Origin of the sequence: Oxalobacteraceae sp. CFBP 8761, assembly GCA_014841595.1 — a bacterium.
Classification (GTDB): domain Bacteria; phylum Pseudomonadota; class Gammaproteobacteria; order Burkholderiales; family Burkholderiaceae_D; genus Telluria.
The window spans coordinates 2,238,302-2,253,646 of the sequence record JACYUE010000001.1; the positions used below are offsets into that span (position 1 = coordinate 2,238,302).

The window sequence follows — 15,345 nt, forward strand, 5'->3', positions numbered from 1 at the left end:
GTTGGCCGATATTGTAACGCATCACCTGCGCGATGCGGCGTGCATGGAGACCCGGATCGCGCCGCGCACTGGCATTCAGGCCCCGACGTAGGCGATCTTGAACGCGAACAGCGCGGCGATCACCCAGACGACCGGTTTCACATCGCGCGCGCGGCCCGTCAATAGCTTGAGCACGGCGTAGCTGATGAAGCCGAACGCAATGCCTTCAGCGATCGAATACGTGAACGGCATGCCCAGCGCGGTAACGGCCGCCGGAATGCTTTCGGTAGTGTCGCTCCAGTCGACTTCGCCCAGGTCGGCCAGCATCAGGCAGGCGACAAAGAGTAGCGCCGGCGCGGTCGCGTAGGGCGGAACCACCGACGCCAGTGGCGCGATGAACAGGCACGCCAGGAACAGCGCGGCGACGGTCAGCGCCGTCAGGCCTGTGCGCCCGCCCACCTGCACACCGGCCGCGCTTTCGATGTAGGCCGTCGTGCTCGACGTGCCGAGCACGCTGCCGGCGACAATGGCGCCGCTGTCAACCAGCAACGCCTTGTTCAGGCGCTCCATCTTGCCTTCGACCAAAAGGCCGGCACGGCGCGCCACGCCCATCAGCGTGCCGGTCGCATCGAACAGCTCGACCAGGAAGAACACCAGCACCACATTGAGGATGCCAGCCGCCAGCGCGCCCGGGATATCCAGCGCAAACAGCGTTGGCGAAATGGGTGGCGGCAGCGAGAATACGCCCTGGTAGGTATTGCCGCCGAAGAAAAAGCTGAGCACGGTCACCAGCACGATGCCGATCAGGATCGCGCCGCGCACCCGCAGCCGGTCCAGCGCAACGATCACGAAGAAGCCCAGCACGGCCATCATCGCTGCCGGCTGGTGCAGGTCGCCCGCCTTGACGAGCGTGGCGTCGCTGGCGACGACGATACCGGCGTTCTTGAGGGCGATCAGGGCCAGGAACATGCCCAGTCCGACCGTGATGCCGACCCGCATCGAGCGCGGAATGCCGTCGACGATCATTGCCCGCAGGCCGACCATCGTCACGAGGATGAACAGGCACCCCGAAATGAACACGGCGCCCAGCGCCGCCTGCCACGGGATGCCCATGCCGAGCACGACGGCGTAGGCGAAGTAGGCATTCAGGCCCATGCCGGGCGCCATCGCAATCGGGTAGTTGGCGTACAGGCCCATCAGGGCGGTGCCGCCGGCGGCGATCAGGCAGGTTGCGACGAAGACGGACGCTTTCGGCATGCCGGCGTCGCCCAGAATCGATGGATTGACAAAAATGATGTAGACCATCGTCAGGAACGTGGTCAGGCCCGCCATGAGTTCGGTGCGGACGGTGGTGTTGTTGGCGCTGAGTTGGAAGAAACGGTCGAGCATGGTGATCCTGCAGAATACGGTAGGGCGAAGCATATCATTGCGCGTCAGCGTCACGGCGATCGATGGCGACTGTCAGGGCCCATGCCAGGGTGTTACCATGCCGGCACGATTCTTTTTTCATTTTCATTCTTCGACTTCAGACATGCCAAAAAACAAGCGTCCGGTGCCCCGCACCTCGAACAACACACGCGAACCGGACACCAATGCCCAGGCCCAGGAAATGGCCGATCTGGCGCTCGAGATTGCCGAGCGCGAAGACCTGGAAACGGGCGAGCCCGACACCGTGCGCCGCGACCAGCTCGTGCTGGCGGTGCGCAAGGCCGTGCGCAAGAAGCGCGACGAGGTCCTGTACGAGGCCATCGAACTGGCCCGCTTTACGGATCCACTCGCCTGCCGCGTGCTGCGCGGGTGCATCGAAGAAGAAGCAGCGACGCTGCGCGTTGGGCGCGAAGGCGGCCCGGAACACGAGATCGACGCCTTCATGGTGCCGCTGTTCGTGCGCAGCGAGGGCGGGTTGGTGGCGCAGGAATTGTTCCAGGACGAAGCGGCCTTCGAGGCGCTCGTGGCCAGCTTCCGCAGTGGTGGCCTGGACAGCCCGGATGCGCGCGTGATCCTGCTCCAGCACGCGTTCGACCTGGGCGAGATCGACCATATCGCCTACGGCACGCTGCACGAGATGCTGCGCGAAGCCGCCGCCTCGCTGATGGAAAAGAAATTGCAACCGGCCCCGACCATCGCGGCAAGCATGCGCGGCTGGACCGGCGAGCCGGTCGCGCCCGACGAAACGGCGCTCGAGCTGCGTTTTCTGCTGGGCTTTTCGTTCAAGCGCAGCGACGATGCCTTCTACCGGATTCCGAAGGACGAGGCCGGCAGCGACGCCTATTTCACGGCCCGCATGGACCGATACCGTGACTGGACCGTGGCGGCGGCGCCTCTGGTAGCGCGCTGCCTGGCGGCCGACCCCGCACGGCTCGACCTGAACTTTTTATACCAGGACCTGTTCTACGGCGCCAAGGAGCAGGGCGTGGCCGAGCTGGCGACGCTTGGCGTGCTGGCCGAGATCAAGGGCCTGCTGCAGGCCAAGGACCTGGCGCCGGAGGCCGTGCATGCGGCTGTTGCGCCGATCGATATGGGCGAACATATCCTGCTGCGCGCGAACCTGTATGCGCTGGATGGTGGTCAGCCATGGGGCAGCGTCGAGAAGCTGGTCGACTTGGCCGCCGATCTGGTACTTGAGGTCGACGAACTGTGCGACGCGCTGCTGTCGCTTGGCCTCGAAGGCGTGTCCATTGCCGTGGGCTTCAGCGACGACGGCCATGCTGAGGGCGCCGAACCGTACCACCCAGGCTGAGCTGCGCAACCTGTTCGGGCGCATTGCCAGGCGCGCCCGGACAGGTTGACGGTACTGGAATTGCCAATCTGTTGTGCAGCGCAACCTGTCTGAACTTCCAATTTTTCGGCGTGACTTTTGGTGAGTTTCGTCAAGATTTTCACTTCTATTCGTAGTGGAATTTCCTGTCGCGCTGTAGGACGCCACTGACAGGAAATCATGTCAAAAATCGGCTTCTCCTATGAAGCTCGACAAAAATCTTCCACTGTCCTGTTACATTTCCTGAAATATTGCTATGCACAAATCAAAAAATTAAGAAAATTGCATGTTACGATCCACTCGTCCGGCCAGGTTCCCGCGCGCAAGCAGCGGTGGTCCCGAGTAGAGAGAGAAGAACCGTCCGGCTGCACAATTACCAACAACTATAGCGCCACCAAGGCGAAAAGGAAAACTCACATGCCGACCCTCATCGTGTTCTGCCATCTCCGCTGGGATTTCGTGTTTCAACGCCCTCAGCACCTGATGACACGTCTGGCTCAACACTACAAGATTCTCTTCGTCGAAGAGCCGATGCACACGGATGGCGAAGCGCGCCTGGAAAAGATGGAAGTTGCCGACAACATCACCGTCTGCCGTCCGCACACGCCGATTCATCAGTGGGGTTTCCACGATGACCAGCTGCCAACGCTGCAAGTTCTCCTGGCCGACCTCGTGCCAGCTGGCGAAGAGCCAATCGTCTGGTTCTACACCCCAATGGCACTGCCACTGCTGCAAGGCCTGAAGCCTTCGAAGGTGATCTACGACTGCATGGACGAGCTGGCAATGTTCAAGAACGCCCCGAAGCAGCTGCTGCAGCGCGAAAGCGCCTTGCTCAACATCGCCGACGTGGTGTTCACCGGCGGCCCGAGCCTGTATCAGTCCAAGCGCGACCGTCACGCCAACGCGCACTGCTTCTCGAGCAGCGTTGACGCCGGCCACTTCCGCCAGGCACAGGATGCCGCGATTTCGCATCCTGACCAGAACCATATCGCCCATCCGCGCCTGGGTTTCTATGGCGTGATCGACGAGCGCTTCGACGTCGACCTCGTCTCGAGCATGGCCGATGCGCATCCGGAATGGCAAATCGTCCTGGTGGGTCCGGTCGTCAAGATTGATCCGGCAACGCTGCCAAAGCAGGCCAACGTGCACTACATGGGTCAGCGCACCTACAACGAGTTGCCACAGTTCCTGGCAGGCTGGGATGTGTGCCTGCTGCCATTCGCGATCAACGACTCGACCAAGTTCATCAGCCCAACCAAGGTGCTGGAATACATGGCAGCTGAATTGCCATCGGTGTCCACACCGATCACCGACGTCAAGGTGCCATACGGTGACGTGGTCGAGATCGCCGAATCGCACGCTGACTTCATCGCAGCCTGTGAACGCCAGCTGGCGCTGACGCCCGAAGCCCGTGCAACGATGGCGGCGCGCATGCGTGAGGTCGTGGCCGGCACGTCGTGGGATCTGACCGCGCGCAGCATGCATGAGCTGATCGAGAGCGCCGTGCGCAGCAACAAGGTCGAGCGCTTCTTCGCCAGCAACCAGGAAGCCGTGCCAAGCACGCCCGATCTGGTCGCGGTTGCCAACGCGGGTTAATCGCGGCAGCAAGCGGTAATAAAAAGGCCGGTGTCGCAGGACACCGGCCTTTTTTTTTGCGTGGGCACCTCGTACGGGCTATGTCATCTGCCGCAGCACGTCCTCGATCGCTTCCACGGTTGCCGGCTTCGTCAGGTGCGCATCGAAGCCGGCCTGCGCGGTGCGTTCACGGTCGGCCGCGCCGCCCCAGCCGGTCAGTGCCACCAGGCGCACGGCCGCGTAGCGGGCATCGGCGCGGATCGCGGTGGCGACCTCGTAGCCGGACAAGCCCGGCATTCCCAGATCCAGAAACACAACGTCCGGCATCAGCATTGGCAGCATCCGCAGCGCCTGATGGCCATCGTTGGCGACCGGTGCGCTGTGGCCCAGCATCGACAGCAGTGCGGCCAGGGTTTCAGCCGCATCACGGTTATCGTCGACCACCAGCACGCTGCAGGGTGGCACCGCGCCTGCCGGGACCGCCTGGGATGCTGGCGGCGCTGCACCGACATGCTCGCTGTCAATGGGCAGGCGCACCGTGAACCGGCTGCCCGCATTCGTCCCGGCGCTATCGGCGCGCACGCTGCCGCCATGCAGTTCGACCAGGCTGCGCACGAGCGACAGGCCGATGCCGAGGCCGCCGGAGCCTGGCTGCTGCGCCTGGCCAACCTGCGTGAACATCCGGAATACCACTTCGAGCGCATCGGTTGCGATGCCGATGCCGTTGTCAGTCACGGTGATGACGGCGTCGTTGCCATCCCGCTCGGCGCACAGCGCGATGCGCCCGCCCTTGGGCGTGTAGCGCGCCGCGTTGTTCAGCAGGTTGCTGATGACCTGGGTCAGACGTGTGGGATCGGCCAGCAGCGGCAGGGGCAGGGTGGGCAGGTTCACGGTGAACGTGTGCCGCGCCGCCTGGAGCAGCGGCATGCTCGTCTCGATGGCTGCGTTCACGACCGTGGCCAGGTCGACCGGTTCGCAGCGCAGCTCGACCTGGCCGCGCTGGATACGGGCGACGTCGAGCAGATCGTCGACCAGCAGGACCAGGTGGTCGAGTTGCCGACCCATGATCTCGTGCACGCGGCTGACCGCAGCGGCGTCGCCCGGCGCGCGCCGGATGAATTGCAGCCCGCTGCGGATCGGCGCCAGCGGGTTGCGCAGCTCGTGCGCCAGCGTGGCGAGAAATTCGGTCTTGAGCCGGTTGGCCTCGGACAGGTCGGCCGCCATCTGGCGCAGCGCCGCGTCCGACCGGCGCCGTTCGGTCACGTCGGTGAACAGCACCGCAAGGCGGTACGCGAACGGCCCGCCCAATCGTGTGGCATACACGTCGTACCAGCGCGACAGGCCCTTGACTTCGTTCTCGAAGCGTACCGGCGCGCTAGTGGCGGCAACCCGGCCATAGATGTCGAACCAGTGCTGTTCGAGGCCTGGCACCAGTTCGCGCGCGGTCTTGCCGATCGCGTCGACGAGACCGGTGTGCTTGATGAACGCGGGATTGGTTTCGACGAAGCGGTAGTCGCATGGTGCGCCGTCGGCATCGAACAGCATGTCGATCACGCACAGGGCGTCGTCGATCGAGTTGAACACGGTGCGGTAGCGCTCTTCGCTGGCGCGCAGTTGCTGCTCTGCCTCGAGCTGGCGGGTGGCGTCGATGATCACGCCGCGCACCGTCGTGGGCAGTCCGTCGCCGTTGGTGTCGACATGGCCGCGCGCCATGACCCAGCGCCAGCCGCCGCCGGGCAGACGGATCCGGTAGGTGGCCCCATACGCGCTGCACGCCGCAATGGCCGTGCGGATCTCGGCCCGCGTCGACTCGACGTCTTCGGGATGGATGGCGGCCAGGTAGCGGGCCAGCGGGACGCTGCTGCGTTCGTGGCGGGGGACGCCAAACAGATCGGCCACGCGCTCGTCGGCCTCGACGCGATCGGCGCTGATATCCCACGACCAGATGCCCAGTTCGGCAGCTTCGATGATGCGCGCGAGGCGCCGGCTGGTGTCGTCGAGCGCGACCTCGGCGCGCCGGCGCTCGATCTGCGTGTCGAAGGCAGCGGTGTAGAAGCGCGCTTTGGCACGCAGGATCGTTGGCGAGAGTGGTTCGGTCAGTACGGCAATGACGCCGGCGTCGTACAGCGACTCGTGCGACATCGGCAGCGGCAGCGGCAAGCCCATCGCAACGATGGGCGTCAAGCTCGACCGTGCATTGCTGCTCACGGCGGACACGACGGCGAGCATGCCGTCCGGGTCACCCGCATAGCCGACCAGCACCAGGGCGAAATCCCGGCGCTGTACCTGCGTCAGGCCGTCTTCGAGGGACGTCGCATGCACGACCGCCCTGCCAAGTTCGCGCGCGACCTCCGTCACGACAGGATCGACGGTGGCGTGCGGGCAGATGAACAGAATGCAACTACTGGTGAGACTGTCGGGACAGTCGTTGGGAGTGTTCAACATGCGCCTGGCTTGCGAGTGTGTTTACTCTGACAATCTAATGCGCTGCTGAGCAAGTGTCAATGACAGACTTGCTCGCAAACAAGGCGGCTGGCACCACTGGCACCACTGGCACCACTGGCACCGGCCGCGCAATCACGGTATTACGGTTTTTCAGGCACCTGCTGCGAAGGTACCGGGGTTTTCAGTGCCTCTGGCAGAGAATCGGCGATGCCGTTGCCCGGCGCCTGGCCGATGCGTCGCGCTTCGTCGGAGTGCTGATCCAGACTGACTTCCTCGGCAACATCGAAGCGGCCGTCCTCGAAACCTTCCTCGCCTGGCAGCAGGTTCTCGGAGCGTTGTTCCTGACCACCGGCCGGTACCGGCGCGTCTGGCTTGCGGTCTGCTTGTTCTTGATCGGTCATGATAATCTCCAGCGTTGGTTTGATATGCGCCAATTATGTCGCAGCGACCGGGGGCAGGGCGCACGTCAACACCGACTGCGTCACACTGCGCGGACGGTGCGTGGCCTGCCGGTGCGGATGCGCTACGAGAATTTTATGCTCGGGAAATTGTCGCTCAGCTAGAATGCCCGCTGTTTCCCTCACCGTATCGTCATCATGTTCCGATTGTCCTTTGCCAGTATTGCCGCCCGGGTTGCATTCGCTGGCGCGTTGCTGGCCTCCGCGGCCGCCCAGGCCGCGAGTTGCCCTGTCCATTACCTCGACGGCCGTCCGCCGGAAATCCAGAACCAGAAGCTGGCCGTGTCCACGCGTGAACTGTGTTACGGCGTGTTTGGCATCGTGCATTCCGGTGTGACCCGTACGCCGTTGTGGTCCGCCGAATATGTGCGCGCCGATAATCTCAAGCGTGCCCAAGGGCTCGATCGGGACGATAAATTCCACGCCGAGTCGCGTCTGCCGCGGGGTCAGCGCGCCGAGCTGTCCGATTACGCCCGCAGCGGCTTCGACCGCGGCCACCTCGCGCCGAACGCGAACATGCCCGACCGCCGCACCCAGCGCGAAAGCTTTTCGCTGGCCAATATGGTCCCGCAAGATCGCGACCATAACCGCAAGATCTGGGCGCCGATCGAAGGCGCCGTGCGCACGATGGCAAAGAAAGAAGGCGAGCTGTACGTGATCACGGGGCCGGCGTTTTTGGGCACGAGCCTGAAAAAAGTCGGCAACGTGATCGTGCCGACCCATCTGTACAAGGTGGTCTACAGCCCGCGCCAGCGCCTGGGCGCGGCCTGGCTGACCGAAAACCGGGCCGATGCCCCGATCAACGTCGTGCCCGTGGCCGAGCTCGAGCGGATCGTCGGCATCGAACTGTTGCCGTCGCTGAGCACGAAGCAGAAGGAACGCATGCTGCGCCTGCCGACGATCAAGCCATCCAAGAAACGTTCATAACACGGAGGATCCATGAGCAAGAAAAAACCCGTCAGCTTTGTCCCGTTCGCCAATGAAGCCGATGTGATCGGGATCGGCGACCTGATGCTAGAAAACCGGCTCGACCGCATCACGATATCCGGCGACGTCGACCTGACTGTGGACGTGCCCGGTCTGGCGCATGCCCGTCGCCTGCACGCCGTGCTGGGCGACATCGTCGCCGCGCTGGAAGCCCGCGAGTCCTCTGGCGAGTTGCCGGCGCAATTACCGCCGCCCGACATCAAGACGATCGACAATCCATTCGCCTGACGTGTGTGTCGACCGGAACTAAATTTCCGCTCGTCAATGGTGTGCGAGTTCTACCGAGAATAGAGTAATGTTGACAACATAGCGCGAACGAAAGAGGCGGCGTCGCCGCCCGCGCAAGACCTACTATTTCGGAGGAACGACCATGCAACATACTCTCGTCGCGGTGTTCGATAACCGCACTGATGCACAGAACGCAATGAACGAATTGCTGTCGTCGGGCTTTACCCGCACCGATGTGCGACTGTCGACCGCCGATGCAGACACGATTGGTCAGAGCGATAGCCTGAACGCATCGTCCGATCTCGATACGACCCGCAGCGCCGATGGCGACACGGGCATCACGGCCAGCATCAAGAATTTCTTCGGCGACCTGTTCGGTTCGGATGACGCCGAACACGCCAACCGCTATGAAGGCGCGGTCAACCGCGGTAGCCATGTGCTGACGCTGGTGGCGAACTCGCTGCCGGAAGTCGAGCGCGGCGCCGACATCGTCGAACGCTACGGTCCGACCGACATCGATGAAACCTCGAGCGGCACGCCAGATCTGGCTTCGACCGGCTTCAGCAGCGGCGCAATGCACGCCGGCAGCACGATCGGCATGCAGCAGGCATCGTCGATGTCGGCGCAATCGAGCTCGACCCCAACCTCGACTGGCGCCGGCTCGGTGCAAGCCGCGGCGATCCCGTCCCTGGACAATCCAGGCGACCGTCAGCTGTTCCAGCATCAGGAATCGCTGGGCACGTCCGATCTGACCAACTCGACGCACCAGGAACCACTGGGCCAGAGCGGCCTGACCGCGACTGGCGGGACGTCGCTGCAAGGTTCGACCCTGCGTGACACGGCAATCCAGGGTTCGGCTCTGGATGGTTCGATCCGCCAGGGTTCGACCGCTGTTGATCGTGGCGACTCGCTCCAGCGCGATACGACGATGGGCGGCGCCAACAGCACCGGCACCCGGTTCACCGACAAGCAGCGCAATGGCGTGCGCATCTTCTCGCGCGGCCAGTCCGATGCCGCACTGGGCACGGCGCCGGGTTTTGATTCGGGTTCGGGCAGCAGCGCGATGGGTTCCCTGAACGGCGACGACACGTATTACCGCAATCATTTCGACACCACGTACGGCGCGACTGGCGCATCGTACGACGAGTACGCACCTGCGTACAGCTACGGTAGCGAAGCTGCCCGCAGCGGCCGTTACACCAACGGCGCCTGGGACGATATCGAGACCGACCTGCGCAACGACTGGGACAGCCGTTACGCGACCGGTGGCGAGCCATCGACCTGGGAAAAGATGAAGGCCGCCGTGCGTCACGGTTGGGAACGCATGACCGGTGACAACGACGACGATCAGTACCGCAGCCACTACGACAGCACCTACGCGTCGACCGGCGAAAAGTATGACGACCTCAAGCCGGCCTACTCCTACGGCACCGAAATGCGCCGTAGCGAGATGTACCGTAACCGTCCATGGGACGATGTCGAGAGCGACCTGCGCACTGGCTGGGACAGCCGCATCGACGGCACCCGCGAATTTTCCACCACCGGCAGCGACAGCAGCGAGCCATCGGCCTGGAATCGCGTCAAGAACGCCGTGCGTCATGGCTGGGACAAGATGACCGACGACAATGACGACGACATCTACTACCGCAGCCACTGGAATTCGGTCTACGGCAGCACCGGCGGCGCCTACGACGAATTCCGTCCGGCTTATAACTACGGCACCGAGATGGCGCGCGAAGAAAAGTACCGCAACCGTCCATGGACCGAAGTCGAAGCCGATCTGCGCAGCGATTGGGACAACCGTTATCCGGGCGAGCAATCGACCTGGGACAAGATGAAGTCGGCGGTTCGTCACGGCTGGGAACGCATGATGCGTTAAGCCTGTCGGATAACTGACAGAAGTAAAACGGCGCCTGTTGGCGCCGTTTTTTTTACGCCTCGAGCCCGTAATATCGGCCATGTGCCAGCAGATCACGCCGCCTCGGTCATCGGCAGGCTGATCCGGTTACGCCCCAGGTGCTTGGCCCGGTACAAGGCTGCATCGGCAATCGCGACCAGCTGGTTGGCATGGTTGTCCGGCCCGGCGATGGCCGTGGCCGCGCCGATCGACACGGTGACGTGGCCGGCGGCGAAGCGGCACGGCAACTGCAGTTGTTCGACCCGGCTGCGGATCCGTTCGGCCACGATGGCTGCGCCCTTGAGCGACTGGTTCGGCAGCACCACGGCGAATTCTTCGCCACCGTAGCGCGCCACCAGGTCATTGGCCCGCATTTCGCTGGCCACGGCGCGTGCAACGCGCTTCAGGCATTCGTCGCCGCCCAGGTGACCATGGGCGTCGTTATAAGCCTTGAAATTGTCGACGTCGACCATTAACAGCGAGAGCGGCTGCACCTGACGCAGTGCGCGCGCCCATTCCGCTTGCAGCGTGTCATCGAAGCAGCGTCGGTTGGCCAGGCCTGTCAGGCCGTCGCGGGTTGCCAGTTGCTCCAGCGCCGCCTGGGCCATCTTTTCATCGGTCAGGTCGCGCAGGGTTTCAACCACGGCCGACAACTGGCCGTTGGCGCCGAAGATCGGACTGGCGTCTGCCGCCAGGTAGCGCCGACGGCCAGCCCGTGGCATGTCGCACCAGCTCTCGATGGACAGCCCCGGCGCGGCGCGCCCGGCATCGCCCGGGGCGGCGAGTGCCTCGCCCGCCTGTGCCGGATCGCAACCGGTGCGCAGGACGAGATCGGCGAGGGTGGGCCGCTGGACGTCGTAGAAGCTGCGCCAATGGTCGCCCGTGCCAAGCACTTCGGGCGCGGGCACACCCGTCAGCTGCTCACAGGCACGGTTCCAGATCGTCACGCGCGCATGGGTATCGAGCACGAAGACCGGTACCGACAGGCTTTCCATCAACTGACCGACGAAGGCGACGTCCTGGAGCAGGGCTGTCGGGTATGCCGCGCTGCTGCTTGTGTTGATCATGAGCAGTCCTCTGCGAGTGGTAGCGCTTCGGTTTGCGGCAACCGGGTAGCTGCCGTCAGGAACCGATTCTGCTACTCGCATCAAGACATGCTATTGATCTTTAGCAAGGAGGTTTCAGCGTTGTGTTTAACGTACACGGTTGTGCGGTCGCACGCCGCTCATCACACGCTGATCACGCAACCACGGCCATTTCCGCAGCAAGTTCGGCAGCGGGATTCCTGACCGGCAGTGACAGGGACCAGCGCCCGGCATGCCCAGCGGTGGCAACGACGCGCAGCACGCCGCCCATGGCGCGGATCTGGTCGATCAGCTCGGCCGGCAGCGAGGCGACTGCGCCAGGGGCACTGGCGCAGCCATCGATCTCCAGACCCAGCGAGCTCGCGTTTTCCAGCAGGCGCACATGCAGTTCGCCGTGCTGGACGCGCGCAGCAGTGGCGAGCACATCCTGCAGCACACGAAACACGGCCAGCCGCGCGGCGCGATCCTGGCTGGCGCGCGAACTGGGGTCGACGCCGGCCTCGAAACGATAGCGCATGCCGTACAGGTGCGCGTGCTCGGCCAGGCAACGTTCGAGCGCGTGGCGCAGGCCGTCGCCCGGACCGAAGCCGCGCAAGCCGCTCGCTACCGCGCGCACGGCGCCGATCGCACCGTCGATGTGCGCCATGGCGCTGTCCAGGCGACTGGCCAGGGCCGGCGCCTGGGCCGTGGCGGCGCTGTCGTAAAGATTCGAGAGATCGGCGCGCAGTGTCAACAGGCGGCGCCCCAGTTCGTTCTGCAGTTCGCGTGCAATGCGCGTGCGTTCGCTGTCGCGGACATCCTCGTTCTGGCGCACCAGCCGGTAGACGACGTCGTGGTTGTCCGCCAATGCCTGCTCGGACTGCGCGCGCGATTCCCGTTCAGCCGCCAGTTGCCCGTGCAGGGTCCGGGCCCGTTCCTCCAGGCCCATGCTGCGGCGCAGGCTCAGGCATGCCAGCACCAGCGCCGCCATCGTCACCAGGATGCAGGCCAGCAGTTCCGGCGCTGCGCTGCGTAGTAGCATCGGCACCATGAAATAAGCGTCACCTGCGCTGGCGCTGCTGGCGACGAAGGGCAGGGTCACCAGCAAAAAGTTCGGTTTGTTCATGATTGCCCTCGTGAAGGTGTCGGAAGTTTGCGTAAGAACTTACCGCTCCGCTCATGTAGGAATATTGTTCAGTCTCAAACCTGACGTTTCCGACACCGTCTCAGCGAGCGGCCGTTTCCGCTGCGCAGGTCAATGCACCGCGCTATAATGGAAGGTTGACGAGAGGCTTAACGTGACTTACAGCATTAAAGAGATCTTCTACACCTTGCAGGGAGAGGGTGCCCACGCTGGCCGGCCGGCCGTATTCTGCCGCTTTTCCGGCTGCAATCTGTGGACTGGCCGCGAGCAGGACCGCGCCACATCGATCTGCCAGTTCTGCGACACCGATTTCGTCGGCACGGACGGCGAGCGCGGCGGCAAGTTCAAGGAAGCGGCGCTGCTCGCCGCCGAGATCGACGGCCTGTGGCCTGCTACCTATCCTGCCAGTAAATATGTCGTGTTCACGGGTGGTGAACCGCTGCTGCAGCTCGATCGCGCGCTGATCGACGCCATGCACGAGCGCGGCTTTACCATCGCCATCGAAACGAATGGCACGCTGCCGGTGCCTGACGGTGTCGACTGGATTTGCGTCAGTCCCAAGATGGGCTCGACGCTGGTCGTGGAAAAAGGCAGCGAGATCAAGGTGGTCATCCCGCAAATCGGACAAGACCTGGGCGCGTACGAGCGGCTCGATTTCGACCATTTCTTCGTGCAGGCCATGGATGGACCGCTGGCGGCGCAGAATATCCGCCTGGCCATCGAGACCTGCCGCGCCAATCCGAAATGGAAGCTGAGCCTGCAGACCCACAAGCTGCTCCAGATTCCCTGACTCATTCACTCCATTATCACTCCATTACCTAGCAAAGCAGCAATGTTGACCATTACCCGCAAGCTTGAATTCGATGCCGGACACCGGATTCCCGACCACAAGAGCCAGTGCCGCAACCTGCACGGGCATCGCTACACCCTCGAAATCACGCTGACCGGCGAAGTCATCGACGCTGACGGAAATTCCGACAACGGCATGATCATGGATTTCTCAGACGTCAAGGCGCTGGCCAAGCAGCATCTGGTCGACGTGTGGGACCATGCCTTCATCGTGTACGAAAAGGATGACAAGGTGCTCGACTTCCTGTCGTCGCTGCCGGATCACAAGACCGTCGTTATCGACCGCATCCCGACCGTGGAAAACCTCGCGCAAGTGGCGTTCACGATCCTCAAGACCGTGTTCATCGACCGCTTCGGTACCGGGCTGCGCCTGCACAAGCTCGTGCTGCACGAAACCCCGAACTGCTGGGCCGAGATCACCGATGCCTGAGGTATCGTCCGCAGTCGTGCATGACCATGCGGCGCACGCGCGTTTCATGGCGCTTGCCCTGGCCCAGGCACAACTGGCGTGGGACCGTGGCGAAGTGCCGGTCGGCGCTGTCGTGGTCAAGGACGGCGAAGTCATCGCGACCGGTTTCAACCAGCCGATCAGCGGCCACGACCCGACGGCGCATGCCGAGATCGTGGCGCTGCGCGCCGCCGCCGACAAGCTGGGCAATTACCGGCTGCCCGGTTGCGAGCTGTACGTGACGCTCGAGCCGTGCATCATGTGCTCGGGCGCGATGATGCATGCGCGCCTCGCGCGTGTCATCTACGCAGCAACGGACCCGAAGACCGGCGCCTGCGGCTCGGTCGTGAACCTGTTCGACGAGCCAGCGCTGAATCACCACACCGACGTGGTCGGTGGCGTGCTGGCCGATCAGGCGAGCAGCCTGCTGCGCGCTTTTTTTGCCGAGCGGCGTGCATTGGCGAAGAAGGCCAGCGCAGTTTGACCCTTCGTAGGCGAGTTGACTGACCTTGATCGGCACCGGTGGGCGCGGTAAGATGTTTCCAGATTCCACACACGTCTTCCCGCCCACCAGTGATCACTTCCCGTCTCGGCATCGCCATCGTGGCGCCCGCCGGCTGCACCAACGATCCGCTCGCCGTCGAGCGTGCCATCGCACGCTTTGAAGCGCAGGGCTGCCTGGTCCGCAACTACTACGATCACAGCTGTACCCATCAACGCTTCGGCGGCACCGACGACGCCCGCCTCGCGCAGCTCAACGCAGCGGTGCTCGACCCCGACATCCACCTGATCATCGCACTGCGTGGCGGCTACGGTATCAGCCGCCTGTTGCCGGCGCTCGATTTCGACGCAATTGCCGCCAGCGGCAAGATCATCGTCGGCTTTTCCGATGTCACGGCGCTGCACATGGGCCTGATGGCCAGAACGGGCGCGCTCAGCTACGCCGGCCCGATGGTGGCTGGCGACTTCGGTGCCGAAGAGCCGGTGCCGTTCACGCTCGACGATTTCTGGGCCTGCCTGGCCGGCCCGACGCACACGATCCGCGAGACGGTCAGCGGCAACCCGCAGCTCGATGTGCGCGGCACGGTCTGGGGCGGCAATCTCGCCATGATTGGCTCGCTCGTCGGCACCCCGTATTTCCCGCAGATCGATGGCGGCATCCTGTGGCTCGAAGACATCAGCGAGCACCCGTACCGCGTCGAGCGTTTGCTGCTGCAACTGATGCAGGCGGGCGTGCTGGAACGCCAGCAAGCGGTGCTGCTGGGTGACTTTTCCGGATACCGACTGGGGCCGCTCGATAATGGCTACGACTTCGACGCCATGCTCGAGTATGTGCGTCGCACGTTGCCGGTGCCCGTGCTGACGGGGCTGAGTTTCGGGCACATCCCACGGCGCGTCACGATCCCGTTCGGCGCGCAGGGGCAGCTCCAGTCGGATGCCGACGGTTTCAATCTGCTGCTGTCGGGCTATCCGACTGTGCGCCGCGCCTGAAGGGTCGCCGGTAAAGCTCGTC

At 63.8% G+C, this 15,345-nt stretch carries 14 protein-coding genes; 9 read left to right on the forward strand and 5 right to left on the reverse strand.

From position 1 onward, the window contains the following. Positions 1 to 75: 75 nt before the first annotated feature. Positions 76 to 1,368 carry an NCS2 family permease gene (locus IFU00_09825; protein ID MBD8542580.1) on the reverse strand — a complete coding sequence of 431 codons (1,293 nt, stop codon included), beginning with the start codon at positions 1,366 to 1,368 and terminating at the stop codon, positions 76 to 78. A gap of 142 nt (positions 1,369 to 1,510) precedes the next feature. On the opposite strand from IFU00_09825, the gene IFU00_09830 reads away from it, so the two are divergent. Together IFU00_09830 and IFU00_09835 are read left to right on the forward strand one after the other, a co-directional pair. Continuing rightward, positions 1,511 to 2,719: a hypothetical protein gene (locus IFU00_09830; GenBank protein ID MBD8542581.1), complete on the forward strand. Its 1,209-nt coding sequence runs from the start codon at positions 1,511 to 1,513 to the stop codon at positions 2,717 to 2,719. Positions 2,720 to 3,154: 435 nt separating this feature from the next. Then, positions 3,155 to 4,333, forward strand: a complete 1,179-nt coding sequence (locus tag IFU00_09835; GenBank protein MBD8542582.1) for a glycosyltransferase — start codon at positions 3,155 to 3,157, stop codon at positions 4,331 to 4,333. Positions 4,334 to 4,411: 78 nt separating this feature from the next. Here the strand turns inward: IFU00_09835 and IFU00_09840 are convergent, their stop codons facing one another. Both IFU00_09840 and IFU00_09845 read right to left on the reverse strand, forming a co-directional pair. Continuing rightward, a complete protein-coding gene (locus IFU00_09840) occupies positions 4,412 to 6,757 on the reverse strand; it encodes a response regulator (GenBank protein MBD8542583.1) in 2,346 nt (781 codons plus the stop codon). Positions 6,758 to 6,897: 140 nt separating this feature from the next. Then, positions 6,898 to 7,158: a hypothetical protein gene (locus IFU00_09845; GenBank protein ID MBD8542584.1), complete on the reverse strand. Its 261-nt coding sequence runs from the start codon at positions 7,156 to 7,158 to the stop codon at positions 6,898 to 6,900. A 195-nt stretch (positions 7,159 to 7,353) separates the two neighbouring features. On the opposite strand from IFU00_09845, the gene IFU00_09850 reads away from it, so the two are divergent. The 3 genes from IFU00_09850 (at position 7,354) to IFU00_09860 (ending at position 10,309) form a co-directional block, all read left to right on the forward strand. Continuing rightward, positions 7,354 to 8,142, forward strand: coding sequence for a DNA/RNA non-specific endonuclease (locus IFU00_09850; GenBank protein ID MBD8542585.1), 789 nt, complete (start codon positions 7,354 to 7,356; stop codon positions 8,140 to 8,142). A gap of 12 nt (positions 8,143 to 8,154) precedes the next feature. Further along, positions 8,155 to 8,430, forward strand: coding sequence for a hypothetical protein (locus IFU00_09855; protein MBD8542586.1), 276 nt, complete (start codon positions 8,155 to 8,157; stop codon positions 8,428 to 8,430). 142 nt (positions 8,431 to 8,572) lie between these two features. After that, positions 8,573 to 10,309, forward strand: a complete 1,737-nt coding sequence (locus IFU00_09860) for a hypothetical protein (protein MBD8542587.1) — start codon at positions 8,573 to 8,575, stop codon at positions 10,307 to 10,309. Between the two features lie 92 nt (positions 10,310 to 10,401). Here IFU00_09860 and IFU00_09865 read toward each other — a convergent pair whose 3' ends face one another. Both IFU00_09865 and IFU00_09870 read right to left on the reverse strand, forming a co-directional pair. Beyond that, a complete protein-coding gene (locus tag IFU00_09865; GenBank protein MBD8542588.1) occupies positions 10,402 to 11,322 on the reverse strand; it encodes a diguanylate cyclase in 921 nt (306 codons plus the stop codon). A gap of 244 nt (positions 11,323 to 11,566) precedes the next feature. Further along, positions 11,567 to 12,517: a hypothetical protein gene (locus IFU00_09870; protein MBD8542589.1), complete on the reverse strand. Its 951-nt coding sequence runs from the start codon at positions 12,515 to 12,517 to the stop codon at positions 11,567 to 11,569. A gap of 172 nt (positions 12,518 to 12,689) precedes the next feature. Here IFU00_09870 and queE point away from each other — a divergent pair, with 172 nt between their 5' ends. The 4 genes from queE to ldcA all read left to right on the forward strand — a co-directional run bounded on the left by queE (position 12,690) and on the right by ldcA (position 15,323). Further along, positions 12,690 to 13,325 carry a 7-carboxy-7-deazaguanine synthase gene (gene queE / locus IFU00_09875; GenBank protein ID MBD8542590.1) on the forward strand — a complete coding sequence of 212 codons (636 nt, stop codon included), beginning with the start codon at positions 12,690 to 12,692 and terminating at the stop codon, positions 13,323 to 13,325. 42 nt (positions 13,326 to 13,367) lie between these two features. Then, complete coding sequence (queD, locus tag IFU00_09880) at positions 13,368 to 13,814, forward strand: 6-carboxytetrahydropterin synthase QueD (protein ID MBD8542591.1); 447 nt, start codon at positions 13,368 to 13,370, stop codon at positions 13,812 to 13,814. Beyond that, entirely contained in the window at positions 13,807 to 14,316 is a 510-nt protein-coding gene (gene tadA / locus IFU00_09885; GenBank protein ID MBD8542592.1) for a tRNA adenosine(34) deaminase TadA, read from the forward strand. Before queD ends, tadA begins: the two co-directional genes overlap by 8 nt. An 89-nt stretch (positions 14,317 to 14,405) precedes the next feature. Next, positions 14,406 to 15,323 (forward strand): muramoyltetrapeptide carboxypeptidase, encoded by a 918-nt coding sequence (ldcA, locus tag IFU00_09890; protein MBD8542593.1) that lies wholly within the window; start codon positions 14,406 to 14,408, stop codon positions 15,321 to 15,323. Positions 15,324 to 15,345 lie beyond the last annotated feature (22 nt).

Coding starts and splice junctions, on each gene's coding strand:
- queD (MBD8542591.1), top strand. CDS start 13,368: ATGTTGACCATTACCCGCAAGCTTGAATTCGATGCCGGACACCGGATT.
- IFU00_09860 (MBD8542587.1), top strand. CDS start 8,573: ATGCAACATACTCTCGTCGCGGTGTTCGATAACCGCACTGATGCACAG.
- IFU00_09835 (MBD8542582.1), top strand. CDS start 3,155: ATGCCGACCCTCATCGTGTTCTGCCATCTCCGCTGGGATTTCGTGTTT.
- IFU00_09825 (MBD8542580.1), bottom strand. CDS start 1,368: ATGCTCGACCGTTTCTTCCAACTCAGCGCCAACAACACCACCGTCCGC.
- IFU00_09845 (MBD8542584.1), bottom strand. CDS start 7,158: ATGACCGATCAAGAACAAGCAGACCGCAAGCCAGACGCGCCGGTACCG.
- IFU00_09870 (MBD8542589.1), bottom strand. CDS start 12,517: ATGAACAAACCGAACTTTTTGCTGGTGACCCTGCCCTTCGTCGCCAGC.
- IFU00_09865 (MBD8542588.1), bottom strand. CDS start 11,322: ATGGAAAGCCTGTCGGTACCGGTCTTCGTGCTCGATACCCATGCGCGC.
- IFU00_09850 (MBD8542585.1), top strand. CDS start 7,354: ATGTTCCGATTGTCCTTTGCCAGTATTGCCGCCCGGGTTGCATTCGCT.
- IFU00_09840 (MBD8542583.1), bottom strand. CDS start 6,757: ATGTTGAACACTCCCAACGACTGTCCCGACAGTCTCACCAGTAGTTGC.
- IFU00_09830 (MBD8542581.1), top strand. CDS start 1,511: ATGCCAAAAAACAAGCGTCCGGTGCCCCGCACCTCGAACAACACACGC.
- tadA (MBD8542592.1), top strand. CDS start 13,807: ATGCCTGAGGTATCGTCCGCAGTCGTGCATGACCATGCGGCGCACGCG.
- IFU00_09855 (MBD8542586.1), top strand. CDS start 8,155: ATGAGCAAGAAAAAACCCGTCAGCTTTGTCCCGTTCGCCAATGAAGCC.